The sequence below is a fragment of the Xanthomonas sp. MUS 060 genome, assembly GCF_000963215.1.
GTDB lineage: Bacteria > Pseudomonadota > Gammaproteobacteria > Xanthomonadales > Xanthomonadaceae > Xanthomonas_A.
On sequence record NZ_JZIM01000013.1, the window covers coordinates 56,494 to 79,259 of the forward strand.

Below are 22,766 nucleotides of genomic sequence, written 5' to 3' on the forward strand. Positions count from 1 at the left end.
GTCCCGACGCGCTGCTCGGTCACGCCGCGACGGTAGCGCACGCTATACGCTCACCGTTGCGTTCATCCAATGCCGTGCGCAGCAGATGGATACGCAGGTGGCGATGCAGGCGATGTGCGCGGCGGCGGCACAGATCAGTGCGATGTTAGGCGCGTCAGGCGATGCACAAACGTTGCGCCGTTGTGGATGGTGTTGGCACGGTGGTGAATCTGCCTGCGCATCACGGAAGATGTCTGGGAAGCCTGATGGACGATTCAATCGCCTGACGGTGCCCGCATGGCAACGTCGCGAGGGTCAGTGGCGTCCGACCTGAATCGTGTCCGCTTGTTCCTGCTCGATCCTGAGCGCAGTGCCGTCCACTGCCTGGTGCATCGCTTGGCGGATGCTGATCTGCCCCTTCACGGCATTGACCGACACCGGCGCCAGTGTGGTATCGCGGTAGACGATCATGCAGCCGGTGGCGTGGGCCAGTTGTTGTGAGACTTCATCGAGGCGCCCTGCGGGCAGGTCGTAGGGATGGTCGGGAACCTTGTCGCACTTGCCGGTGGCCGTAGTGCTGGGGGTTGTCGAGGACGCTGTGGTGGAGGCGTCGTTGGCGGGTTTGCAGCCGGCCAGCAGCGCCATCAGGGCAAGACCGCTACAGGCACTGCGCAGGATCACGTTCATGGGACGATTCCTGTAGGAGTGTGATTCGCAGTCTAGAGCGTCTGGCTTAACCCAGCTTGGCTTCACGGGCGAGGAATCGTCGAATGCCGCAGTGGCATTCGACGATCAGGGGCGCGGCGAACCGCGCGTGTGGTTTCAGGTACCGTCCTGGCCGCTGTTCCAGGTGTCGCGCAGCGTCACGCTGCGGTTGAACACCGGCATTTCGGCGCGGTGATCGTGGCGGTCGGCGACGAAGTAGCCGCTGCGCTCGAACTGGAACGCTTGCTCCGGTGCGGCATGTGCTGCGGCGGGTTCGACGTAGCCGCGCACGCTGCGCTTGGAGTGCGGGTTGAGGTGGTCGCGGTAGCTCTTGCCGTCGGATTCGTCGTCGGGCTTTTCCACCGAGAACAGGCGGTCGTACAGACGGATTTCGGCCTCCACCGCATGCGCGGCGCTGACCCAGTGCAGGGTGCCCTTGACCTTGCGATTGGCGCCTTCCATCCCGGGGCGCGAGTCCGGATCGAGCCAGCCGCGCAGTTCGACGATTTCGCCAGCGGCGTTCTTGATCACTTCGTCGACGCGGGCGATCCCCGCACCGCGCAGACGCACTTCGCCGCCGGGCACCAGCCGCTTCCAGCCTTTAGGCGGAACCTCGGCGAAATCCTCGCGCTCGATCCACACTTCGCGCGAGAACGGCACCTCGCGCGTACCGAAGCTATCGTCCTTGGGGTGGTTGGAGAACGTCAGGGTTTCGCGGTGGTTGTCCGGCAAGTTGCTCAGTACCAGTTTGAGCGGGTCGATCACCGCCATGCGCCGTGGGGCATGGGCGTCAAGGTCTTCGCGCAGGCAGCCTTCCAGCACCGCGAAGTCGATCACCGAGTTCTGCTTGCTGATGCCGACACGCTCCACCAGCAGGCGCAGTGCGGCGGGTGTATAGCCGCGTCGACGTAAACCCTGCAGCGTGTACATGCGCGGATCGTCCCAGCCATCGACCAGACCTTCAGTGACGAGTTGGGTGAGTTTGCGCTTGCTCATCACCGTGTAGTTGATGTTCAGGCGCGAGAACTCGATCTGCCGTGGTTTGCTCGCCTCGCGCGGCAGTCCCTTGGCCAGCAGTGGTTGCAGCAGGTCCGGGTGCCCGGCCAGATCGACCTTGTCCACGCACCAGTCGTACAGCGGCCGGTGGTCCTCGAACTCCAGCGTGCACAGCGAGTGGGTGATGCCTTCGATCGCATCGCCCAGGGCATGGGCGAAGTCGTACATCGGGTAGATCGGCCAGGCGTTGCCGGTGTTCTGGTGTTCGACGTGTTTGATTCGATATAGCGCCGGGTCGCGCAGATTGATGTTGCCGCTGGCCATGTCGATCTTGGCGCGCAGGGTGCAGGTGCCATCCGGAAATTCGCCAGCGCGCATGCGCCGGAACAGGTCCAGGTTCTCCTCGATGCTGCGCTCGCGGTAGGGCGAATGACGGCCCGGCTCGGTGAGCGTGCCGCGATACTCGCGCACTTGCTCGGCAGATAGATCGCACACGAACGCGTGGCCGTCCCCAATCAACTTCTCTGCGGCCAGGTAGTACACCTCGAAGTAGTCCGAGGCATGGCGCAGTTCGGCCCACGTGAAGCCCAGCCAGCGCACGTCGTCCTGGATCGCGGCGACGAATTCGGGATCTTCCTTGGCCGGATTGGTGTCGTCCAGGCGCAGGTTACAGCGCCCGGCGAACTCGGCGGCGATGCCGAAATCCAGGCAGATCGCCTTGGCGTGGCCGATGTGCAGGTAGCCATTGGGTTCGGGCGGGAAGCGGGTGCGGATGGAGGCGTGTTTGCCGCTGGCCAGGTCCTCGCGGACGATCTGGCGGATGAAGTCTTTCTTCTCGACCGGGGCGGTGGCGTCGGTGGTGGTGGTCTCGGACATGCGCGCTTCAGCGAATCAGTAAAGCGCAAGTTTATAAGTAAAGCGCCGCTTGAGTTGGCCTAGGCTAGCGCGGGGCTGTCTGTGCGCGTAGGCTGCGGATCAGCCCATCTGAAAGATGCCCGCATGCCGTCTTGTTCTTCTGCCGCTGGCGGCATGCTCTCCTGCGGGTCGGTATGCCTGCGCCTGCGCCCGCTACCGATCCGTCTGCCGTTGCTCCAGGTTGCCCCTGGATGCTGTCTGGACCGCTGAGGGCCGCAGATGCAGATCGCCTATCGCGCCCAGCACCTGATCGATGCGCATCTGGCCAAGCATGCGTTGGAGGATGCCGGCATCGTCGCCTTCGTATTCGGTGAAGCGCTGCTTGGCGGTGCTGGCGAGTTGCCGTTCGGCGTAGTGCAGGTGTGTGTGGCCGATGAGCTGCTCGAAAAGGCGCAGGAAGTGTTGATGGCATTGGGCCTGGGCGGGCAGGTGACGCGAGCGATGTAAGTGGGCCGAACCCACGGCAGGAGACCTGCCGCGCCTGATCCATGGCGGCGTCGGCCTGTGTGCATCTCACAGCCCGGCCATCGCGCCTTGAAAGCCACTCCCTCCAGCGCCATCCAAGTGGTATCGCCTTCTGTCAGGAGTTCGCCTCATGTTGGGAATCGGTGCCTTCAAGCAGCGCCTGCCGCGCCCGGGCGAGAGCTTGCCCGGGCGGACGGAACCGCTGCCGCTGCACAACCGTCATTTCGTCAACGCGCATCCGCTGCGCGATGTGTTCGCTGGTCTGCAGCGGGTGCAGTTCGGCCTTGGTTGCTTCTGGGGCGCCGAGCGTGCCTTCTGGTCGCTGCCAGGCGTGTTCACCACGGCGGTGGGCTATGCCGGTGGACAGACCCCGCATCCGACATACCACGAGGTGTGTTCTGGGCAGACTGGCCACACCGAGGCGGTGTTGGTGGTGTTCGATCCCCAGGTGGCGACCTTCGCGCAGTTGCTGCAGACCTTCTGGCAAAGCCACGATCCGACTCAGGGCATGCGCCAGGGCAACGACCTTGGAACGCAGTACCGCTCGGCGATCTATTGCGCCACGCAGGAACAGTACGATGCGGCAATCGCCAGTCGCGATGCCTATCAGCAGCGGCTGCATGCGGCCGGCTATGGCGCGATCACGACCGAGATTCGTGTGCCGGCGCCGCCGTTCTATTACGCCGAGGACGAACACCAGCAGTATCTGGCAAAGAATCCGGGGGGCTACTGCGGCCTGGGCGGGACCGGCGTCAGTTGTCCGCTTGATCTTGAAGTCTGAGCGTCCGCTTCATTGGTGAGCGAGGTGCGGGCTTGCGCAATGTTGGATTCGTCCTTGTGCGTCGAGCACCATCGCAATGCCGCTGGGCCTGGTCGACGACGTGGACGATGCGATCGACCGTGTTGAGCGCGAAGCAAACGGAAGTGGCGTTTGCTTCGCGCTTATCGCCCAGCGGGCAGCAGGCTCAGCCGGCCAACTTCTGCCGAATCGTCTCGCGTAGCGCTTGCAGATCCTTGGCGAAGGTGTCGATGCCGCTGGTCAGCTTCTCGGTCGCCATTGGATCGGCGGCCAGGTCCGCGGCGAAGCGTTGCGCGTCGATCAGCGATACGCTGACACCATCGGCCTGGCCGGGGGAGAGCTTGCGCGGCAGTGGCCCGTGGTCGGCGTCGAGTTTTTCCAGTAGGTCCGGCGAGATGGTCAAGCGGTCGCAACCGGCCAGCGCTTCGATCTGCGCGGTGGAACGGAACGAGGCACCCATGACCACGGTCGGCGAGCCGCGCCGTTTGAATTCGGTATAGACGCCGCGCACGAACTGCACGCCCGGGTCCTCGTCGATGCTGGCCGGGGTCTGGCCCTGGGCCACGTACCAGTCGAGGATGCGGCCGACGAAGGGCGAGATCAGGAACGCCCCGGCTTCGGCGCAGGCCAGCGCTTGGGTGCGGTTGAAGATCAGGGTCAGGTTGCAGTCGATCCCGTCCTTCTGCAATTGCCGCGCTGCTTCGATACCTTCCCAAGTGGCGGCGACCTTGATCAGGATCCGTTCCTTGGCGATGCCGCGCTCGGCATACATGGCGATGAATTTATGCGCCTTGGCGATCGTGGCGGCGGTGTCGTGGGCGAGGTCGGCGTCCACTTCGGTGGACACGCGACCGGGCACCAGCGTGCTGAGTCGGCTGCCGACGCCGATGGTCAGGCGGTCGGCGATTTCGTCGACCAGGGCGGCAGGTTCGTCATTCTGGCGGCGGGCCCAGGCCAGTGCCTCGTCGATCAGGTCGGCATAGACCGGCAGGTCCAGTGCCTTTTTCACCAGGGTTGGGTTGGTGGTGCAGTCCACCGGCTTGAGTCGCTTGATCGCGTCGTAGTCGCCGGTATCGGCCACGACCACGGACAATTCGCGCAACTGGGCCAGTTTGGAGGAAGCGGAAGAGGTCATCGGTCACTCTCGATACAAGTCAGAAGAAAGCGTATGACCTGCTACGTTAACGCGCTGCGCGGGTATTGTCGCCGGTGAAGTTCTTCATCGCGGTGACAGGCCGCGATCGCGGGCGTTTGGTGGGTGCGTCTCGGTGACGATGGCGCGACCAAAATTCAGGCTTGGCAGAGCACTATTCCGCGCGATGTTGCAGCGTGATGCGGCTGTGCGTGCGAGGTTGTTTACAGACACGTCGGCATCGATGCGATGCCAGTCTGCTGCGCGCGCGAGGCTGGCCGCTCAGGTGATGGCTTGCCGCGGTGCCGCCGCGTGCGTCTGCGGTGCCAGTACGAACAACTCCTGCGGCAACGTTTTGAACAGTTGCGCCAGTTGTTGCAGGAAATCGCTCATCGCCGAACTGCGTCGCCACAGCATGGCGATGCGGCGGCTCGGTCCACAACTGGGATCGAAATTGAGCAGGCGGATGTTGGACGGGTTGGCCACCGGCGGCTGTACCGCCAGCAACGGCAGCAGGGTCACGCCGACATTGGCGGCGACCATTTGTCGCAGCGTTTCCAGGCTGGTGGCCTGGAATTCGGCTTTTTCCGTGGCTCCGGAGAGATGGCATATGTCCAGTGCCTGATCGCGCAGGCAGTGTCCGTCTTCGAGCAACAGCAGGCGTTGCGAGTGCAGTGCATCCAGGGTGAGTGGCGCTTGTTGTTCGGCCAGTGGATGCGGGTCCGAGACTGCCAGCACGAAGGGCTCCTCGAAGAGGAATTCGGCATGCAACTGCTCATCGTGCAGTGGCAGTGCCAGCAGAGCCGCGTCCAGGCGTCCCTCGCGCAGACGGCTTAGCAGCACGTCGCTCTTTTCTTCGATCAACAGCAGTTCCAGATGCGGGAAGCGTGCGCGCACCTTCGGGATCACGTGCGGTAACAGGTACGGTCCCAGGGTCGGGAAAATGCCCAGGCGTACCGTGCCGGCCTCCGGATCCTGGCTGCGCCGCGCCGCTTCTTTCATCTGCTCGACTTCCGCGACGATGCTGCGCGCACGGCTGGCTGCCTCGCGCCCTGCCGGGGTCAGCATGACCTTGCGTGGCGCACGCTCCACGAGCGGCACGCCGAGTTCGTCTTCGAGTTTCTTGATCTGTGTGGACAGTGTCGGTTGGCTGACGAAGCAGGCGGCGGCGGCGCGACCGAAATGCTTGTGATCGGCCAGCGCTACCAGGTATTTGAGATCACGCAGGTTCATCGGCAAGTTCCTTGGGCACGCACGGCGGAGAGACGGCGCAGAGCGATAGCATAGCCCCGCGCCGTGTGGGAGGCGGTGTCAAGGCATCAAGCCGCCTCGGCGATGCCGTTGGCGACTGGAGCGCTGTGGCGGATCAGGTGGTCGAACGCACTCAGTGCCGCCTTGGAGCCTTCGCCCATGGCGATGATGATCTGCTTGTACGGCACCGTGGTCGCGTCGCCAGCGGCGAACACGCCTGGCAGCGAGGTCTGGCCGCGTTCGTCGACCACGATTTCGCCGCGTGGCGACAAGGCGACCGTGCCTTGCAGCCATTCGGTGTTGGGCAGCAACCCGATCTGCACGAAGATGCCTTCCAGCGCCACGTGATGCACCGTGTTGCCGACACGGTCTTTGTACATCAGGCCGGTGACCTTCTGGCCGTCGCCGAGCACCTCGGTGCTCTGCGCGTTGACGATGATGTCCACGTTGCCCAGGCTGCGCAGCTTGCGCTGCAGGACGTCGTCGGCGCGCAGCTTGCTGTCGAATTCGACCAGGGTGACGTGGCTGACGATGCCGGCCAGATCGATCGCCGCTTCCACGCCGGAGTTGCCACCGCCGATCACCGCGACGCGCTTGCCCTTGAATAGCGGGCCATCGCAGTGCGGGCAGTAGGCCACGCCCTTGTTGCGATACTGCTCCTCGCCCGGCACGTTCATTTGCCGCCAGCGCGCGCCGGTGGACAGGATCACCGTGCGGCTCTTCAGCGACGCGCCATTGGCCAGTTTGATCTCGACCAGGCCGTCGGCTCCGGCCGGAATCAATTGCTCGGCGCGTTGCAGGCTCATGATGTCCACGTCGTACTGGCGCACATGTTGTTCCAGTGCCGCGGCCATCTTCGGGCCTTCGGTTTCCTGCACCGAAATGAAGTTTTCGATGGCCATGGTGTCCAGCACCTGACCGCCGAACCGCTCGGCCGCCACGCCCGTGCGGATGCCCTTGCGTGCGGCGTAGATCGCCGCCGCCGCGCCGGCCGGGCCGCCGCCGACCACCAACACCTCGAATGGTGCTTTCGCCGCGATCGCCGCCGCCTCGCGCTTGGCCGCGCCGGTGTCGAGCTTGGCGACGATTTGCTCCAGGCTCATGCGGCCCTGGTCGAACACTTCGCCGTTGAGGTAGACGGTGGGCACCGACATGATCTGCCGTGCTTGGACCTCGTCCTGGAACAGCGCGCCATCGATGGCCACGTGCTGGATGTTCGGGTTCAGCACCGCGGCCAGGTTCAGCGCCTGCACGACGTCCGGGCAGTTCTGGCAGGACAGCGAGAAATAGGTTTCGAAACGGTATTGGCCAGGCAGTTGACGTACCTGCTCGATCAGCTCGGTGGTGGCCTTGGACGGATGTCCGCCGACCTGCAACAGCGCCAGTACCAGCGAGGTGAATTCATGGCCCATCGGCAGCCCGGCAAAGCGCAGGTGGATGTCCTGACCCGGGCTGTTGAGTGCGAAGGAGGGCGTGCGCTCGTCGCTGTCGCGATGCACGTCCAGGGTGATCTTGTCCGAGAGCAGCACCAGTTCTTCGAGCAGATCGAGCATCTCGCGCGATTTGGCGCCATCGTCCACCGAGGCGGCGATATGGATGGGCCGCACGACCCGCTCCAGATAGGCTTGCAACTGCGTTTTCAGATCGGTATCCAACATGGCGGACTCCTGACGTTGGGCAAAGCGAGAGGGAGACGCGACTGCCGTATGGGCAGCCGGTCGTCAGACAACTGTGAGGAGGGGTGAACCGCAGCCGACAGGCACGATGCGCTACCGTCTGCGGTTCACCCCCACCCCCGCCAGCGCGGCGGAGATGGGAGTGGACGGGTTTAGATCTTGCCGACCAGATCCAGCGACGGCTTCAAGGTCTTCTCGCCTTCCTTCCACTTGGCCGGGCACACCTCACCCGGGTGCGAGGCGACGAACTGTGCGGCCTTGAGCTTGCGCAGGGTCTCGGTGACGTCACGGGCGATGGCGTTGTCGTGGATTTCGACGGTCTTGATCACGCCTTCCGGATTGATGACGAAGGTGCCGCGCAGGGCCAAGCCTTCGTGCTCGATGTGTACACCGAAAGCGCGGGTCAGCTGGTGGGTCGGATCGCCGACCAGCGGGAAGCGGGCCTTACCCACCGCCGGGGAGGTTTCGTGCCACACCTTGTGCGAGAAATGGGTATCGGTGGTGACGATGTAGACCTCGGCGCCGATCTTCTGGAACTCGGCATAGTGTTCGGCGGCGTCTTCCACTTCGGTCGGGCAGTTGAAGGTGAAGGCGGCCGGCATGAAGATCAGGACCGACCACTTGCCCTTCAGGTCCGCGTCCGTCACTTCGATGAATTCACCGTTGCGATAGGCGTTGGCCTTGAAGGGCTGGACCTGAGTGTTGATCAAAGAAGACATGCAGTTTCCTCGTGGTTGGTGGGTGTCAGGGGCGGGGGATGGAACGAGGTCGATCATAGGAGCAAAAGATAGGCGTCTCAAATCGATTGATGAAATTGGATAGATAGGTTTATCCTATCGTTATCCCAGACGGGCTCTTTGCTGCGCTGCGGTGACGCCAGCGATGACAGATCGCACAGAGAAGGTCCCAGCACGTTGGCTTTTCCAGTCCGCTGGGTCATCGTGATACCGATGAATGCGTCCACTCCCGAGTCCCTGCTGCGCGCGGCCTGTGCTCAGATCGCGCGCGCCGATGCCGAAGCGCTGTTGATCCATGTCCTGCAGCGCGAACGCGCCTGGCTGTTCGCGCATGCGCGCGCAGCGCTGCCGGCGGAGGCCGTGGCGCGGTTCGAGGACTTACTTGCCCGGCGCGCGCAGGGCGAGCCGGTGGCCTATCTGACTGGCCGGCGCGGCTTCTGGACCCTGGATCTGGCGGTCGGCCCGGCCACCCTGATTCCGCGCGCCGATACCGAACGCCTGGTGGAACTGGCGCTGGAGCGCTTGGACATGCAGCCGGGCCGTCGCGTCGCCGACTTGGGCACCGGCAGCGGCGCAATCGCACTGGCGCTTGCCAGCGAACGCCCGCAGGCGCAGGTGCTGGCGACCGATGTCAGTGCGGCGGCGCTGGCACTGGCCGAGGCCAACGCGCAGGCGCACGGTCTGCACAATGTCGCCTTCGCGCACGGCACCTGGCTGGCGCCGCTGGCCGGGCAGCGTTTCGACCTGATCGCCAGCAATCCGCCTTACATCGCCGCTGGCGACCCGCATCTGACCCAGGGCGACCTGCGCTACGAACCGCTGAGCGCCTTGACCTCCGGCATCGATGGTTTGGACGACATCCGCCAGATCGCCGCCGCTGCGCCAGCGCACCTGCAGCCGGGCGGTTGGTTGTTACTGGAGCATGGTTGGGACCAGGGCAACGCCGTGCGCGCGCTGCTATCGGCTGCAGGCTTCATCGCGGTGGAGACTTACCAGGATCTGGAAGTCCGCGATCGGGTCACACTGGGGCGCTGGCCGCTTGCATGAGCGGCGGCAGCGGTGCGGCTTTCGTTCTGGCGTGGCCAATGCGTGGTCTGCCGACTACCGAAGACGCGTGCTGTGGCAGCGCACGCGCCGCGGCGGTCCATAGGTAGAATCGGTATTTTCCGCAGGAGTTGCCATGCGCACGTTGTATCCCAGTATCGAACCGTTCGATAGCGGCCTGCTGCCGGTGGACGCGCGGCACACCCTGTACTACGAACAGTGCGGTCATCCCGATGGCAAGCCGGTGGTGGTGCTGCATGGCGGGCCAGGTGGCGGTTGCAACGCCAAAATGCGCTGCTTCCACGATCCGGCCAAGTACCGCATCGTGTTGTTCGATCAGCGCGGTGCTGGCCGCTCCACGCCGCATGCGGATCTGGTCGACAACACCACGTGGGATTTGGTGGCCGATATCGAGCGATTGCGCGAGCACCTGCGCATCGACCGCTGGCAGGTGTTCGGCGGCAGTTGGGGCTCGACCCTGGCGTTGGCCTACGCGCAAACGCATCCGCAACGCGTGGCCGAGTTGGTGTTGCGTGGCATCTTCCTGCTGCGGCGTTGGGAGCTGGAATGGTTTTATCAGGAAGGTGCCAGTCGGCTGTTTCCCGATGCCTGGGAGCACTATGTCGGCGCGATTCCAGCGGTGGAGCGGGCCGATCTGATCTCCGCGTTCCATCGGCGTCTGACCAGTGACGACCAGGCCACTCGCCTGGCGGCGGCCAAGGCGTGGAGCGTGTGGGAAGGGGCGACCAGTTTCCTGCATGTGGACGCGGATTTCGTCGATAGCCACGAAGACCCGCACTTCGCGTTGGCCTTCGCGCGCATCGAGAATCATTACTTCGTCAACGGCGGTTTCCTGGAAGTGGAAGACCAGTTGTTGCGCGATGCGCACCGCATCGCCGATATCCCCGGGGTGATCGTGCACGGCCGCTACGATGTGGTGTGTCCGCTGACCAGTGCCTGGGATCTGTCCAAGGCATGGCCGAAGGCGCGTTTGGAAATCACCCCGGCATCGGGTCATTCGGCCTTCGAAGCGGAGAATACGGACGCGCTGGTGCGTGCGACGGATGCCTTCGCCTGAGCAGCGTCGAGGAGCATGCGGCACGGGTTCGGCAGAGCGCAGATGTCGTGGCCGCGCGGCGCTGGTGACAGCGAGCGCATGGTGTTGTCGGATGCGCCGTTTGGCGGGTCGTCGCGATGCGTATCGGGATGAGAGTGGCTAACAAAACCTCGCCAATCGCTGGCGGCTGGGTGCGGACAGCGCGCAGCCGCCGCAGTGTATAGAGCGCAGATGAGGAGTCGAGCACTGCCCGCGTCCGTCCGACAGTGACGCAGTGGTGTTGTTAGCGCCGCTTAGGCCATCGCCAGCAGTTGCGGCTGCAGTGTCGTGAGGATTTTGGCCAGGCGATGCGCCCAGGCCTGCTGTTCGGCGTTATCGGCGATCAGGTCCTGGCGGATCTCCAGTTCCGCATGCAGCAGGCCGCGGCCTTCGCCGTGCACTGGGACAGCGTAGTCGCTGCTATCGCTGACCGCATAGGGCGCGTTGTCGCCGATCACCAGATCGCCGTCTTCGCGCAGCGCTTGCAGCAGTGGATGGGCGAAGCGGGTGTCGCGGTGATACAACACGCCTGCATGCCATGGCCGCTGCATGCCGTGCATGGTCGGAGTGAAGCTGTGCATCATTATCAGCAAGCTCGGACGCGCGCTCGCGCGCCGTGCATCGAGTTCGGCGGCGATGCGCGCGTGGTAGGGCGCATGCACTGCGGCGATCCGCTGCTGCCGCTGCCCGACCGATAACCCCGCATTGGCCGGCACCACGGTGCCGTCGCTGGTTTCGGCGATCAGCGTCGGTGAAGTCAGCGGACGATTGCAGTCGATCAACAGGCGCGAATACGTTTGTTCGATCGCCCACGCGTCCAGTCGCGTGGACAGCGCGCGGGTGACGCCAGCGATGCCGATGTCCCAGCCGATGTGTCGGTCCAGTTCGTGCTGAGGCAAACCCAGGTTGGCCAAGGCGCGCGGCACGGCCTGACCGGCATGGTCGGCCAGCAGCAGGAACGGCGAGCTGCCCTGTGGGCGGTGAATCGTGAAGACGTCCGGATCGTCTGTGCCGAGCAGGGGTGGCAAGTGTGCCGATGCAGGCTCAACCACGCGCAGTGCCGTCGAGGTGATGCTCAATCATCCACAGGCCGGCCCATAGTTTCGGGTCCAGCGCATAGCCTTCGTCCATCTTCTGTACCAGCCATGCGGCCGCGCGTGCGCGCGGCACCGTGTGCACGGTGATGTCCTCGCTGGCGTCGCCGCCGCCAGCGCCAACTTTGCGTAAGCCGGTGGCGCGGACGAAGGCGATTTTTTCGCTGCTGGCACCAGAGGACGTTGGGCCGATCATCAGCACTTCGGCATGCGCGGCGGTCCAGCCGGTTTCTTCCTCCAGTTCGCGTACCGCCGAGACTTCGATCGACTCGCCAGCGTCGATGTCGCCGACCAGACCTGCTGGCATCTCGATGGTGCGCGCTTGCAGTGGTACGCGGAATTGTTCGACGAACAGCACCTCGTCGTCCGGCGTTACGGCAATGATGATCGCGGCCAGACCGCCGGCATGCACGCGTTCGGAGTATTCCCAGGTGCCGCGCACCACCATGCGTTGGTATTTGCCTTCGTAGACGATGCGGGGCGGAGAGTCTTGGCGGGTCATGGGGAGCTCGTGGATCACAGATGAATAAGGCGCCGATGCGCACGCTAGGCTGAGGCGCTTTTGTGCAGTGTAGTGCCTGATGTTGTTGCGGCGTTGCGTGTAGCAGGGTTAGTTTGACGTGGTCTCCAGGCCGGCCGCTTGCAGCAATCGGCGTCGGGTTAGCGGCCCGAAGCGCAGTGTTTCGCACAGGCCCAACAGCATGTCGGTGTCGGCTGGGCTGCGGGTGAATCCGGGTGTGGCCGTGTGCAGCGGCGCGTCCAGTGCGATGGTGGTCAACTGCCGCCATCGCAGTGCCTGCTGGTGTTGCTCGCGCAGGCGCACGGCCATCTGCGCCGCGCCGCGCAGGCGCAGGAACGCCACTTCGTCCACCCGTGCCAGCAAGGTGTCCAGGTCGCCGAAATGCGCCAGCAGGATCGCGGCGGATTTCGCGCCGATGCCGGTGACGCCGGGGATGTTGTCGATTGCATCGCCGGTCAGTGCCAGGTAGTCGGCGATTTGCTGCGCATGCACGCCATACCGTGCTTTGACTCCGGCCGCGCCCCAGCGTTGGCCGCGCCCGTAGTCCCACTGTTCGTCGCACTCCAACAGCAATTGCGACAGGTCTTTGTCGGCCGATACGATCACGCCGTGAAAACCTTCGCCGCGCACGCTGTGTAGCGCGCTGCCGATCAGGTCGTCGGCTTCGTAGTGGTGGTCCGCCAGCACGCACAGGCCCAGTGCCGCGCACAGCGCCTTGCAGTGCGCGAACTGCCGCCGCAGCGCATCCGGCGCCGGTGCGCGGTTGGCCTTGTAGGCCGGATACAGCTGATGCCGGAAGCAGGTGTCCAGGGCTTCGTCGAAAGCAACCGCGATGTGCTGCGGGCGCTCGCGTTCGAGCAGGTCGAGCAGGAACCGGGCGAAACCGTGCACGGCGTTGGTCGGCCAGCCTTGCGTGTCCTGGAATTCGTCGGGAATCGCATGCCAGGCACGGAACACGTACAGGCTGGCGTCGACCAGGTACAGCGGCCGCGAGGCGGGCGTGGATGGAGTCACGGTGTCCAGTCGCTGAGCAGCTGCCGTGGATCGGGACGCTCGCGCTCCGGCGCTTGCACCTGTGCTGTTCCGAGATGGATGAAGCCGGCGATGTGTTCGTGTTCGGCCAAGCCCAGGCGTGCGGTCACCGCGTCGTCGTAGGCCATCCAGCCCGTCAGCCACTGTGCGCCAAAGCCGTAGGCCTGCGCCGCTTGCAGCAGCGCGAAGCACACCGAGCCGGCGGTCAGCCATTGCTCGATCTCCGGCACCTTGTGTCCGCGTTGCAGGCACGCGATCACCGTGATCACCACCGGTGCATGGCTGAAACGTTGGCGGTCTTTTTCCACGACCGCGGCTGGCGTGGCGGGATCGCGCTGCAGGCTGCGCTCGGCGAGAAAATCGCCAAGCGTCAGGCGCGCTTGACCGGCAATACGCAGAAACCGGAACGGCACCAGCTTGCCGTGGTCGGGGACGCGCACAGCCGATTGCAGCATCGCCAGCAGTGTCGCCGGGTCAGGTCCTGGCTCGCCCAATTGCATGGACGGCACCGAACGCCGTGCATCCAGCGCTTGCAGCGAATGAAGTGTGCGCATCTGGTTTGGATCCGATTGAGTCGATGCAAAATTATAGTCCTGCGCCGACACCCATCAGCAGGTAGGCCCGTGACACCGATAACCGTGTTGCGTTGTCGATGCGCTGCTCGCAGACGCATGGCTGCTGATGGGATTGCATCGATTGCGACGACCGCGCGCGGCTTTGCCTGCGCCTTGGCGTGAATTCGATTGCTGCGTGTTGATGCGCGCCAATCGTCGGGGCCGTTGTTTGTGCGTCGCTGATGATGGCGTGGCTTGGTTGTCTGAAGGAGTGGGCTGTCGAGGCAGAGTGCCCGCCAGTGCAGGTCGATTCAGACAGGGCTGTCGCAGGGGCAGTCTGAAATCATGTTGGATGTCACGTTTTGAGTGAAAAATACTTCTTGTGACACAGTCGACGTTCAGATGTCCGGCCTACTATGAAGTAAGTGAAAACAGGGGGGCGTGTCCGTTTGTCTTCCGTCCTCGCTTCTGTCGAGCGCCGCTGATGGCGCGGAGCCATTGCGTAATGAGTTTCATCCCCACCCAGCACGCGTACGCCGCGCGCGACTCGCGTCTGTTGACGCAGGCGCGCGATGGCATGTTGCCTGTGCTGGACACCGCGTTTGCAGCGGCGTTGATGCGTTTCGACGATGCCTTGTTCGATCTTGCCGAAACTGGCGGTACGTCGCAGATGCTGTTTCTTGACGGTATGCGCGCATTGCGCCGCCATCGCGAAGACATCGCCGCGCGTTTCCGTACACAACTGCAGCTGGCCTGGCAGGCGCTGGAGACGGGTGAGCCGCTTTCGGCCGAGGTGGCCATGGCGGGCGACGGACACGGTTTGAGCCTGGTGTCGGAGCACGAGCTTGAGTTGCGATTGGCGGTGCGCAATCTGGCTGGCGTACTGCTGCGCGAATGCAAGTCGGTACTCGCTCGCATCGATCATCGCCTTGGCTGGATCGCCGGTGGTCTGCAACTGGATGCCGATACCAATCCGGTGGGCCCCGAACATATCGGTGTCGCCGTACACGCGGCATTCTCCAATACCGATCTGGAGCCTGAGGTCCGCCTGGTGCTGATCAAGTTGTGTGAGCGTGACCTCGCCGCCGACATTGGTCAGCTTTACCAGGAACTGGACGACCGTCTTGCCGAGGCTGGGGTCGCGCCGGAAATCCCGCGCCCACCACCGCCGCCGAAACATCCCGCGCACCACGACGAGGCTGGCGATATCGGCGACGACGAAGCGATCTACCAGCCGCCCTGGGCGAGACGTTTTGTCGAACGTTGGGCCGAGCGTCGCGACAGTGCGCGGGCCGCCACCAGCGATGGGACGGCGCACCTGCCTGAGGACGCTCAGGACGTTTTGCTGGATGCGTTGCAAGAGCTGTTGAAGCAGACCCGTAATGCGCGTGATACCGCGACCTCGGCGGCGCGCGTTGCGGTCGGCCAGCAGCGCGCACTGAGCCCACGCGAGATGATGTCGGTGTTGTCACTGTTACAGGCCACACCCAGTGCCACGCAGCGCGCAGTGGTCGGCGACGATAGCCAGTCGCTGGCGCATCGGCTCAAGAACGAGATGCTCTCCACTGTTGCTCAATGTGGCCTGGATCCGGCGGATGCGCGGTTGGATCCGGGGGATGAAGATGCGATCGACTTGGTCGGCATGCTGTTCGACGTGATGCTCGAGGAGCGTGACCTGGACGGTCGCTCGGGCGAGTTGATCGGGCGGCTGTTGGTGCCGTTCGTCAAAGTCGCGCTGCTGGATCGGCGAATGCTCGTGCAGAAGACGCATCCGGCGCGGCGCTTGCTCAACTCGTTGACAGAGGCCTGCGAGGGTAACGCTGGCGAAAGCCAGACCGAGCGCGTGCTGATGGTCAAGGTCGAGGAAATCATCGACCGGCTGCTCGCTGAGTTCAACGAGAACCTGTCGATCTTCCTGACCTTGGAAGAGGAGTTTCGCGAATTTCTGTCTCAGCATCGGCGTCGCGTCGAAATCGCCGAACGCCGTGCCGCCGAGACTCAGCGAGGCCAGGAGAAGCTGGAACTGGCGCGGCGTCGCGCCGAGGCAGAGTTGCAGACGCGCCTGCACAATCGACAGTTACCGCCGGCGCTGGAGGATTTTCTGCGGCGGCCTTGGCAGCACTACTTGACCATGGTCATGCTGCGTGAATACGAGGATAGCCCCAACGTGCGCGAGGCCATCGCGCTGGCCGATGGCATGCTGGAGGAATTGGCCGCCGCGCAACTGCATATTGTCGACAGACCTTGGTTGAAGGCTTGGCAGGAGTCGTTGCACAAGGTTTTCGCCAGTGTCGGCTTACATCCGGAGGCGGTCACGGCGGCGTTCGATGCCCTGTATGACACTCTGCGGGCGATAGCCGAGCTGCGCCCGGAACTGGAGCGTCGGTTGCCGGCACTGCCGCAGTTGGCGCTGCCGCAGCCGCCGGCACAGGAGGCGCAGCCGGTGGAAGTGGTCGCGCCGGAGACGTCGGACGATTTCGATAATGCCGACGCCGACCGTTTCCGTGCGATGGAGCTTGGCACTTGGCTGGATTTCGTTGATCGCGACAGCAATGTGCAGGCAGGCAAGTTGTCGTGGGTGAGCCCGATCTCGTCGCGGCTGTTGTTCGTCAACCGCCGCGGCGCGCGGTTATGCGTGGCCTCGCCGGAGGAGTTGGCGCTGATGGTGCGGCTCGGTCGCCTGCGCACTCATGTCGATGACGGCGCTTTCGACATTGCTTTGCAATCGGTCATCGAACGGCTTGATGCGTGTAGTGTCACGCTGCATTGAGCGAGCGTATCGATCGAGTGTGTGCCCGGTTTCCGCGATTGCCTCACTTGGAGCGTCTGCGTTTACGTGCTGTGCGCTGGCCTGCTCATGCTTCTGTCCAACCGCTGCCTTCTGTCCAACCGCTGCGATCATGCGCCGGACCCTGTAGCATCGGCACTGGACTGACGGGCAGCGCACGGGAAATCGCATGGCAGTGCAGGTTCTGGTAGTGAAGGAGTCGGCGCCGGGCGAGCGCCGCGTGGCGGCGACGCCGGAAACGGTGAAGAAATTGCTCGCGCTGGGCGCGCAAGTACGGATCGAACCGGATGCTGGTGCCTCGGCGGGCTTTGTCGATGCCGCGTATCTCGCCGCCGGTGCGCTGCTTGCCGATGCCCAGAGCCCGGCACAGGCGGATCTGCTGTTGTGCGTTCAGCCGTTGCCGGTCCAGGCGCTGGAACAACTCAAGGACGGTGCCGGTGTGGTCGGCATGCTGCAGCCGCAGGCCGATCCAGCGCGCGCTGCGGCGTTGCAGGCGCGACATCTGGTCGCGTTCCCGCTGGAGCGCTTGCCGCGCACCACGCGCGCCCAGGCGATGGATGTGCTCAGTTCGCAGGCCGGCATGGCCGGTTACAAGGCGACGCTGATCGCCGCGCAGTTGGCGCCGCGCTTCTTCCCGATGTTGACCACTGCGGCCGGCACCATCCGTCCGTCCAAGGTGCTGGTCGTCGGTGCCGGCGTGGCTGGTTTACAAGCTATCGCCACCGCCAGGCGCTTGGGCGCGCAGGTCGAAGGCTTCGATGTGCGCCCGGAGACGCGCGAGCAGATCGAATCATTGGGCGGCAAGTTTCTCGACCTCGGTGTCAGTGCTGCGGGCGAGGGCGGCTATGCGCGACAACTCAGCGATGCCGAGCGTGTCGAGCAGCAGCAGCGTCTGGCCGAACACCTCAAAGGCATCGACGTGGTGGTGTGTACCGCCGCTGTGCCGGGACGACCGGCGCCAAAGATCCTCAGTGCCGAGATGGTTGCCGGGATGCGGCCCGGCAGCGTGGTGGTGGATCTGGCCGCCGAGACAGGCGGCAACTGTGCATTGACCCGCCCTGGCGAGACCGTCGAACACGGCGGGGTCATCGTCGCCGGGCCGCTGCATCTGGCCAGCATGGGCGCCGTGCATGCCAGCGAGATGTATGCGCGCAACGTCTACAACTTCGTTGCGCTGTTCCTCAAGGACGGGGAGATCGCCTACGACTGGGACGACGAGTTGCTGGCGAAGACGCGCTGGCATCCGGCCTGAGTGCCGGCTATGGAAGCGGGCGTGTGGGATCGGGCATAGGCGCGCTCGCACCGATGTTGGCTTTGATCCAGGCCGTGCGCTGTGCCGGGGTCATCGCGTCAAGGCGCTCGCGCAGCGTCTTGCGCTGTTCTGGCGGTAGCGTGCGCATGTAGGCGAATAGTGCCTGTGCTTCCTGGCGTTGTTGCGGGGTCATGGCTTCGTAGCGGCGTGCGCCTTCGTGCGCGTGCGCGCGCTGCTCCGGGGTCATCGATTGCCAGCGTTGGGCGTGCTCGAACATCCGCTGCCGCTGTGAGGGGGCATCGTTCCAGCGTTGGCGCAGCGGTGCGATCAACAGTTCGCGCTGTTGCCGACTCAGGTGTTCCCAGTCCGGTAAGGCAGAGTCAGGCTGGGCATCGACGACGGCGGGAGGCTGTGGCGCTGACGCTGGAGCTGGAGCGCAGACGGCGGGTGTCACGCTGCTGGCCAGTAGCGTCAGCGCCAGGGAAAAACGGATCGGGCGATTCATCGAATTTATTCCATTGCCAATGCGGTATCGGAGCCCAACCACAGGTACAGGTCGGGGTTTTCGTCCAGCATGCCGGGGGGCGCGGTCTCGTCGGCGTCGCTCGTCACGGTGGCGAACGTCGTCGGTGTCGTTGCCGTTGCGCTGATCGTTGTGGCGGACGTCGCTTCCGCTGCCGATGGTGGCTGCAAGAACTGCTGCATGCCCAGTACGGCGCCGAGTAGGGCCGGCGCCGCCGCCAGCAGCCAACCCAGGCGCCAGCCAGGTGCGCGATTGGCTTGGTCGAGCCGACCGGCCTGCTGGCGCGCAGCGCGCAGGCGCGCCAGGGTCGGTGCCGGCAGGGCCTGCAGGCCAGCGTGATGGATCGCGCGCATCCGTGCGTCGAAGTGGGTGGGGTCGGATGTCATCGCAGATCCTCAAGATGTTTCTGCAGCGCTTCGCGGGCGCGCGACAGATGGGTTTTGACCGAGCCTTCGGAACAGCCCATCGCATGGGCGGTGGTGGTCACATCCAGCTCTTCCAGTACGCGCAAGGTGAAGGCTTCGCGCTGTCGTGCCGGTAGTGTGCGCAATGCGGCCACCAGTCGCGCATGGGTTTGTCGTTGCTCGTGCTGTTGGGCCGGATTGGGGCTGTCGTCGGCCCACTCCGGAATGCTGTCCGCGTCGCGGTCGCTGGTCGGTGCCCAGAAGCGCAAGCGAAAATTGCGACGACGCTGCAGGTCGATGATACGCCTGCGCAGGATGCTCCAGAACAGCGGCGTCCATTCCTGTGCCGGCCGCGTGCGGTAGCTCAGCAGTTTGATCATCGCATCCTGTACTGCGTCCAGTGCATCCTCGCGTTGGCGCAGGCCAGCCTCGGCGAACCGGAACGCGCGTGGCCCGATGTCGGCCAGAAACGCGTCCAGCGATGCCGATGACGGGCGCGTGGCGGCATCGTCGGCTCCGGGCAGCGGCGGTAGTGGGGCAGGGGGACTCACCAGCACAGCTTAGCTTCCTGGCGCAGGGATGCCTTGGTAAACGCATCGCAGCGGTCACGGTTGACCGCGCGATGTCCTCGCCGACGTCATCGCACAACGGTTCAGCAGATGGTTATGATGCGGTCGATGGGCATGGCGCCCGGGAGAGCGAATGCGATGAACGATGGGTTCGTGGCCTTGTATATCTTCATGCTGGCGGCGATTGCCGGGCATGTGATCATCTCGCGGGTGCCGGTGATCCTGCACACCCCGTTGATGTCCGGTTCCAACTTCATCCATGGCATCGTGCTGATCGGTGCGATGGTGGTGCTGGGTCATGCCAATACGCCATTGGAAAAAGTGCTCGGCTTTGTCGCGGTACTGCTTGGCGCAGGCAATGCCGCTGGTGGCTACGTCGTCACCGAACGCATGCTTGATATGTTCAAGTCCAGTAAGCCGGATCGGCACAAGACCAAAGCGCAGGATTGATGTGCGGCGCCTGTGCATCGCCGCGGCGCGGGTCGTGGGCGTACACGCGCCGCTGTTGCTTGGTGTCGTGCCGGACCGGTTTCCTTGCTTGCTGCCGTTCGCGCAGATGTCCTTCTCCTGAGAGTAAATACTGATGGAACTGTTGCCGATCCTGATCAAGAGCAGCTACCTGGTGGCTGCCACACTGTTTTTGCTCGGCCTGCAGCGGATGGCTTCACCCAGGACCGCGCGCAGCGGCATCCACTGGGCGGGCAGTGGCATGCTGTTGGCGACCGCCGCGACCTTCCTGCTGCCGGGTCTGCATAATTTGCCGTTGATCGTACTGGCGATCGTGCTCGGTACCGGCGCGGCATGGATTTCGGCGAAGAAGGTGGCGATCACCGACATGCCGCAGATGGTGGCCTTGTACAACGGCATGGGCGGCGGCTCGGCGGCGGCGATCGGTGCGGTGGAATTGTTGCGCTTTGCGTTCCTGATGCACCGCGACACCACGTACTGGAGCGCGGATGCGATCGCCGCATTGGCCGCGCGTCATCCCGGTGCGATCACGTTGATGCTGGCGGTGGTCGGCTCGGCGATTGGCGCGGTGTCGCTGTCCGGCTCGATCGTCGCTTGGGCCAAGCTCGATGGACGCCTGGACAAGCGCGTCGTCTTCCCCGCGCAGCAGCCGTTCAATCTGTTGGTCCTGGTGGCGATGCTGGGCGTGGGCGGATGGGCGGTGGTGAGCCTGAGTCCGCTGGCGATCCTGGTCTTTTTCGTGCTGGCGCTGGCGCTGGGCGTGTTGATGACGCTGCCGATCGGCGGTGCCGACATGCCGGTGGTGATTTCGTTGTACAACGCCTTCACCGGCCTGGCGGTGGCGTTCGAAGGCAATGTGCTCGGCAACGAGGCGTTGATCATCGCCGGCATGATGGTCGGTGCGGCGGGTATCTTGCTGACCCGGTTGATGGCCAAGGCGATGAACCGGCCGATCCGCGGTGTGCTCTTCTCCCACTTCGGCGGTGGCGGCCAGACGCAGGCGATTGGCGGGAGTCAGAAACCGATCGAGGCCGACGACGTGGCCGCGATGATGGCCTACGCCGAACGCGTGGTGATCGTGCCCGGTTATGGCATGGCGGTGGCGCAAGCTCAGCACAAGATCTGGGAGCTGGCGCAGCGGCTGAGCGAGCGCGGGGTCAAGGTGAAGTTCGCGATCCATCCGGTGGCCGGGCGCATGCCCGGGCATATGAACGTGCTGCTGGCCGAGGCCGGCGTGCCTTACGACCTGATCGCCGATATGGACGACATCAACCCGGAGTTCGCCAGCACCGACGTATCGCTGGTCATCGGCGCCAACGACGTGGTCAACCCGGTCGCCAAGACCGATCCGGCCAGTCCCATCTACGGCATGCCGATCCTGGACGTGATCGCTTCCAAGCACGTCATCGTGATCAAGCGCGGCAAAGGGACTGGCTTCGCCGGCATCGAAAATGCGCTGTTCTACGCCGACAACACGCGCATGTTGTACGGCGACGGTGCAGAGGCGGCGGGTGCGCTGGTCAGTGCACTGAAGACGCTGGATGGCGGCGGACACTGAGCGTCGTCGGCACCGCGCCAGCGCGGACGCGGGCGGCGCATCGGCCCTGGCGGCGCAATGGCGTCAGGCCATCATCACGCCCGCTGCAGCCAGCGCGTTCTGCCGCGTTCGCCCTCAGCGCGCGCTGAAATAGGCCGTCCCCACGCCGATGCACAGCCACAGCAGGTCGCCGGGGCGATTGGCAAGTACGGTCAGTGTCCAGGCGAACTGCGCGCCCATCCTGAGCGAGGAATCCCACATGTTCAGGCCCAACGCCGCGCCCATCTGCGCGGAGGCGATGCCCCAGTTGGCGGCAACGATCACCAGCACGGTGGCGATCACCGCCACGGCGGCGCGCAGCGTGCCGCCCGGTAGCGTGCCAGCGCGCAGCATCCAGGCGATCTCCAGCGCGACCAGGACCGCCATCCATCCGGCCTGATGGCCCAGCGACAATGCCGCCACCAGCCAGGCGATCAGGGCGGTAAAGCAGCCCAAGCCGAGCAGCAAGGGCCACAGCCAGTGCGCGGGCCTGGCTGGCGTTGAGGAAGGCGGCATGGGGGGATCCTGAAGAATCCATACAGGATACTCTTCGGCGTGTGCACCGCGTGCTCAGATACACTGCACGACTTGCAGCGGCGGGCTCGGTCCCCATATTTCCACCATGTACTCACGCAGTAGCGAACCTGTCCAATTCGAACGCGATTGTGCGGCGGTGATGGTGCCGCAGGGCGACGCGGTGACCCTGCCCGCGGGCAGCTATGGCTACATCACCCAGGCGCTGGGTGGCAGTTACACGGTCTTCGTGGAAGGCAACCTGTTCCGCATCGCGGGCAAGGACGGCGACGCTATCGGCAAGGAGCCGCCACCGGGCCTGGAATTGCCCGAGGACGCGGGCGACGAACAGGTCGAGAGGCTGATTTGGCAGCAGTTGCGGACCTGCTTCGATCCTGAGATCCCATTCAACATCGTTGATCTGGGATTGATCTACGATGTGGCGATGCACCCGCGCGAGGATGGCAAGCGCACCGTGGAGGTCAAGATGACTTTGACCGCACCGGGGTGCGGCATGGGCGAGATCCTGATCGATGACGTGCGTAGCAAGTTGGAGATGATCCCGACCGTGGCGCAGGCCGACGTCGAGCTGGTCTTCGATCCACCCTGGGGCCGGCATATGATGTCCGAGGCCGCGCGTCTGGAAACCGGCATGTTTTGACCTGTGCAGGACGCGTT

The 22,766-nt window shown here is 64.5% G+C and carries 23 protein-coding genes; 9 read left to right on the forward strand and 14 right to left on the reverse strand.

What is annotated here, in order from left to right; all coding sequences use genetic code 11:
• Positions 1 to 294: 294 nt before the first annotated feature.
• Positions 295 to 666, reverse strand: a complete 372-nt coding sequence (locus XANALMUS060_RS12225) for a hypothetical protein (protein ID WP_045738658.1) — start codon at positions 664 to 666, stop codon at positions 295 to 297.
• Between the two features lie 135 nt (positions 667 to 801).
• Positions 802 to 2,556 (reverse strand): glutamine--tRNA ligase/YqeY domain fusion protein, encoded by a 1,755-nt coding sequence (locus XANALMUS060_RS12230; protein WP_045738659.1) that lies wholly within the window; start codon positions 2,554 to 2,556, stop codon positions 802 to 804.
• Positions 2,557 to 2,814: 258 nt separating this feature from the next.
• Here XANALMUS060_RS12230 and XANALMUS060_RS12235 point away from each other — a divergent pair, with 258 nt between their 5' ends.
• Complete coding sequence (locus XANALMUS060_RS12235; RefSeq protein ID WP_045726842.1) at positions 2,815 to 3,042, forward strand: DUF2007 domain-containing protein; 228 nt, start codon at positions 2,815 to 2,817, stop codon at positions 3,040 to 3,042.
• A 148-nt stretch (positions 3,043 to 3,190) separates the two neighbouring features.
• Complete coding sequence (gene msrA / locus XANALMUS060_RS12240) at positions 3,191 to 3,841, forward strand: peptide-methionine (S)-S-oxide reductase MsrA (RefSeq protein WP_045738660.1); 651 nt, start codon at positions 3,191 to 3,193, stop codon at positions 3,839 to 3,841.
• 184 nt (positions 3,842 to 4,025) lie between these two features.
• Here the strand turns inward: msrA and XANALMUS060_RS12245 are convergent, their stop codons facing one another.
• The 4 genes from XANALMUS060_RS12245 to ahpC all read right to left on the reverse strand — a co-directional run bounded on the left by XANALMUS060_RS12245 (position 4,026) and on the right by ahpC (position 8,637).
• Positions 4,026 to 4,994, reverse strand: a complete 969-nt coding sequence (locus XANALMUS060_RS12245; RefSeq protein WP_045738661.1) for a transaldolase — start codon at positions 4,992 to 4,994, stop codon at positions 4,026 to 4,028.
• A 279-nt stretch (positions 4,995 to 5,273) separates the two neighbouring features.
• The gene (locus XANALMUS060_RS12250) at positions 5,274 to 6,224 is read right to left on the reverse strand and encodes a LysR substrate-binding domain-containing protein (protein ID WP_045738662.1); all 951 of its coding nucleotides are present in this window, start codon (positions 6,222 to 6,224) and stop codon (positions 5,274 to 5,276) included.
• 86 nt (positions 6,225 to 6,310) lie between these two features.
• Positions 6,311 to 7,900, reverse strand: a complete 1,590-nt coding sequence (ahpF, locus tag XANALMUS060_RS12255; protein WP_045738663.1) for an alkyl hydroperoxide reductase subunit F — start codon at positions 7,898 to 7,900, stop codon at positions 6,311 to 6,313.
• A 170-nt stretch (positions 7,901 to 8,070) separates the two neighbouring features.
• Positions 8,071 to 8,637: an alkyl hydroperoxide reductase subunit C gene (ahpC, locus tag XANALMUS060_RS12260; protein ID WP_012915011.1), complete on the reverse strand. Its 567-nt coding sequence runs from the start codon at positions 8,635 to 8,637 to the stop codon at positions 8,071 to 8,073.
• Between the two features lie 231 nt (positions 8,638 to 8,868).
• On the opposite strand from ahpC, the gene prmC reads away from it, so the two are divergent.
• Together prmC and pip are read left to right on the forward strand one after the other, a co-directional pair.
• Positions 8,869 to 9,702 (forward strand): peptide chain release factor N(5)-glutamine methyltransferase, encoded by an 834-nt coding sequence (gene prmC / locus XANALMUS060_RS12265; RefSeq protein ID WP_045738664.1) that lies wholly within the window; start codon positions 8,869 to 8,871, stop codon positions 9,700 to 9,702.
• 133 nt (positions 9,703 to 9,835) lie between these two features.
• Positions 9,836 to 10,777 (forward strand): prolyl aminopeptidase, encoded by a 942-nt coding sequence (gene pip, locus XANALMUS060_RS12270; protein ID WP_045726848.1) that lies wholly within the window; start codon positions 9,836 to 9,838, stop codon positions 10,775 to 10,777.
• 272 nt (positions 10,778 to 11,049) lie between these two features.
• On the opposite strand, the gene XANALMUS060_RS12275 is transcribed toward pip, so the two are convergent.
• The 4 genes from XANALMUS060_RS12275 to XANALMUS060_RS12290 all read right to left on the reverse strand — a co-directional run bounded on the left by XANALMUS060_RS12275 (position 11,050) and on the right by XANALMUS060_RS12290 (position 13,995).
• The gene (locus XANALMUS060_RS12275; RefSeq protein WP_045738665.1) at positions 11,050 to 11,823 is read right to left on the reverse strand and encodes an N-formylglutamate amidohydrolase; all 774 of its coding nucleotides are present in this window, start codon (positions 11,821 to 11,823) and stop codon (positions 11,050 to 11,052) included.
• A 16-nt stretch (positions 11,824 to 11,839) separates the two neighbouring features.
• Entirely contained in the window at positions 11,840 to 12,391 is a 552-nt protein-coding gene (locus XANALMUS060_RS12280) for an NUDIX hydrolase (RefSeq protein WP_045738666.1), read from the reverse strand.
• A 108-nt stretch (positions 12,392 to 12,499) separates the two neighbouring features.
• Positions 12,500 to 13,432 carry a 5'-3' exonuclease H3TH domain-containing protein gene (locus XANALMUS060_RS12285; protein ID WP_045738691.1) on the reverse strand — a complete coding sequence of 311 codons (933 nt, stop codon included), beginning with the start codon at positions 13,430 to 13,432 and terminating at the stop codon, positions 12,500 to 12,502.
• A complete protein-coding gene (locus XANALMUS060_RS12290) occupies positions 13,420 to 13,995 on the reverse strand; it encodes a nitroreductase (RefSeq protein ID WP_045738667.1) in 576 nt (191 codons plus the stop codon). Before XANALMUS060_RS12290 ends, XANALMUS060_RS12285 begins: the two co-directional genes overlap by 13 nt.
• Positions 13,996 to 14,500: 505 nt before the next feature.
• Here XANALMUS060_RS12290 and XANALMUS060_RS12295 point away from each other — a divergent pair.
• The gene (locus XANALMUS060_RS12295; protein ID WP_045738668.1) at positions 14,501 to 16,765 is read left to right on the forward strand and encodes a DUF1631 domain-containing protein; all 2,265 of its coding nucleotides are present in this window, start codon (positions 14,501 to 14,503) and stop codon (positions 16,763 to 16,765) included.
• A gap of 187 nt (positions 16,766 to 16,952) precedes the next feature.
• On the forward strand, positions 16,953 to 18,035 hold the full coding sequence (locus XANALMUS060_RS12300; protein WP_045738669.1) for an NAD(P) transhydrogenase subunit alpha: 1,083 nt from the start codon (positions 16,953 to 16,955) through the stop codon (positions 18,033 to 18,035).
• Positions 18,036 to 18,042: 7 nt separating this feature from the next.
• Here XANALMUS060_RS12300 and XANALMUS060_RS12305 read toward each other — a convergent pair whose 3' ends face one another.
• The 3 genes from XANALMUS060_RS12305 to XANALMUS060_RS12315 are packed head-to-tail and all read right to left on the reverse strand — an operon-like array spanning position 18,043 to position 19,519.
• A complete protein-coding gene (locus tag XANALMUS060_RS12305) occupies positions 18,043 to 18,540 on the reverse strand; it encodes a DUF3106 domain-containing protein (RefSeq protein WP_045738670.1) in 498 nt (165 codons plus the stop codon).
• Between the two features lie 5 nt (positions 18,541 to 18,545).
• On the reverse strand, positions 18,546 to 18,944 hold the full coding sequence (locus XANALMUS060_RS12310; protein ID WP_045738671.1) for a hypothetical protein: 399 nt from the start codon (positions 18,942 to 18,944) through the stop codon (positions 18,546 to 18,548).
• A complete protein-coding gene (locus XANALMUS060_RS12315; RefSeq protein ID WP_045738672.1) occupies positions 18,941 to 19,519 on the reverse strand; it encodes an RNA polymerase sigma factor in 579 nt (192 codons plus the stop codon). Before XANALMUS060_RS12315 ends, XANALMUS060_RS12310 begins: the two co-directional genes overlap by 4 nt.
• A gap of 150 nt (positions 19,520 to 19,669) precedes the next feature.
• Between XANALMUS060_RS12315 and XANALMUS060_RS12320 the strand changes: the two genes are divergently transcribed.
• Together XANALMUS060_RS12320 and XANALMUS060_RS12325 are read left to right on the forward strand one after the other, a co-directional pair.
• Positions 19,670 to 19,981 carry an NAD(P) transhydrogenase subunit alpha gene (locus XANALMUS060_RS12320; protein WP_045738673.1) on the forward strand — a complete coding sequence of 104 codons (312 nt, stop codon included), beginning with the start codon at positions 19,670 to 19,672 and terminating at the stop codon, positions 19,979 to 19,981.
• Between the two features lie 133 nt (positions 19,982 to 20,114).
• On the forward strand, positions 20,115 to 21,557 hold the full coding sequence (locus XANALMUS060_RS12325; RefSeq protein WP_045738674.1) for an NAD(P)(+) transhydrogenase (Re/Si-specific) subunit beta: 1,443 nt from the start codon (positions 20,115 to 20,117) through the stop codon (positions 21,555 to 21,557).
• Between the two features lie 114 nt (positions 21,558 to 21,671).
• On the opposite strand, the gene XANALMUS060_RS12330 is transcribed toward XANALMUS060_RS12325, so the two are convergent.
• A complete protein-coding gene (locus tag XANALMUS060_RS12330) occupies positions 21,672 to 22,091 on the reverse strand; it encodes a hypothetical protein (protein ID WP_045738675.1) in 420 nt (139 codons plus the stop codon).
• 106 nt (positions 22,092 to 22,197) lie between these two features.
• Between XANALMUS060_RS12330 and sufT the strand changes: the two genes are divergently transcribed.
• Positions 22,198 to 22,749, forward strand: a complete 552-nt coding sequence (gene sufT / locus XANALMUS060_RS12335; RefSeq protein ID WP_045738676.1) for a putative Fe-S cluster assembly protein SufT — start codon at positions 22,198 to 22,200, stop codon at positions 22,747 to 22,749.
• Positions 22,750 to 22,766 lie beyond the last annotated feature (17 nt).

Bases quoted from the DNA above. Each gene is read 5' to 3' on its own strand.
- XANALMUS060_RS12280 (WP_045738666.1), bottom strand. From the start codon at position 12,391: ATGACCCGCCAAGACTCTCCGCCCCGCATCGTCTACGAAGGCAAATAC.
- XANALMUS060_RS12295 (WP_045738668.1), top strand. From the start codon at position 14,501: ATGAGTTTCATCCCCACCCAGCACGCGTACGCCGCGCGCGACTCGCGT.
- XANALMUS060_RS12235 (WP_045726842.1), top strand. From the start codon at position 2,815: ATGCAGATCGCCTATCGCGCCCAGCACCTGATCGATGCGCATCTGGCC.
- ahpF (WP_045738663.1), bottom strand. From the start codon at position 7,900: ATGTTGGATACCGATCTGAAAACGCAGTTGCAAGCCTATCTGGAGCGG.
- XANALMUS060_RS12250 (WP_045738662.1), bottom strand. From the start codon at position 6,224: ATGAACCTGCGTGATCTCAAATACCTGGTAGCGCTGGCCGATCACAAG.
- XANALMUS060_RS12300 (WP_045738669.1), top strand. From the start codon at position 16,953: ATGGCAGTGCAGGTTCTGGTAGTGAAGGAGTCGGCGCCGGGCGAGCGC.
- XANALMUS060_RS12230 (WP_045738659.1), bottom strand. From the start codon at position 2,556: ATGTCCGAGACCACCACCACCGACGCCACCGCCCCGGTCGAGAAGAAA.
- ahpC (WP_012915011.1), bottom strand. From the start codon at position 8,637: ATGTCTTCTTTGATCAACACTCAGGTCCAGCCCTTCAAGGCCAACGCC.
- msrA (WP_045738660.1), top strand. From the start codon at position 3,191: ATGTTGGGAATCGGTGCCTTCAAGCAGCGCCTGCCGCGCCCGGGCGAG.
- XANALMUS060_RS12225 (WP_045738658.1), bottom strand. From the start codon at position 666: ATGAACGTGATCCTGCGCAGTGCCTGTAGCGGTCTTGCCCTGATGGCG.
- XANALMUS060_RS12325 (WP_045738674.1), top strand. From the start codon at position 20,115: ATGGAACTGTTGCCGATCCTGATCAAGAGCAGCTACCTGGTGGCTGCC.
- sufT (WP_045738676.1), top strand. From the start codon at position 22,198: ATGTACTCACGCAGTAGCGAACCTGTCCAATTCGAACGCGATTGTGCG.
- pip (WP_045726848.1), top strand. From the start codon at position 9,836: ATGCGCACGTTGTATCCCAGTATCGAACCGTTCGATAGCGGCCTGCTG.
- prmC (WP_045738664.1), top strand. From the start codon at position 8,869: ATGAATGCGTCCACTCCCGAGTCCCTGCTGCGCGCGGCCTGTGCTCAG.
- XANALMUS060_RS12320 (WP_045738673.1), top strand. From the start codon at position 19,670: ATGAACGATGGGTTCGTGGCCTTGTATATCTTCATGCTGGCGGCGATT.
- XANALMUS060_RS12305 (WP_045738670.1), bottom strand. From the start codon at position 18,540: ATGAATCGCCCGATCCGTTTTTCCCTGGCGCTGACGCTACTGGCCAGC.
- XANALMUS060_RS12310 (WP_045738671.1), bottom strand. From the start codon at position 18,944: ATGACATCCGACCCCACCCACTTCGACGCACGGATGCGCGCGATCCAT.
- XANALMUS060_RS12245 (WP_045738661.1), bottom strand. From the start codon at position 4,994: ATGACCTCTTCCGCTTCCTCCAAACTGGCCCAGTTGCGCGAATTGTCC.
- XANALMUS060_RS12330 (WP_045738675.1), bottom strand. From the start codon at position 22,091: ATGCCGCCTTCCTCAACGCCAGCCAGGCCCGCGCACTGGCTGTGGCCC.
- XANALMUS060_RS12290 (WP_045738667.1), bottom strand. From the start codon at position 13,995: ATGCGCACACTTCATTCGCTGCAAGCGCTGGATGCACGGCGTTCGGTG.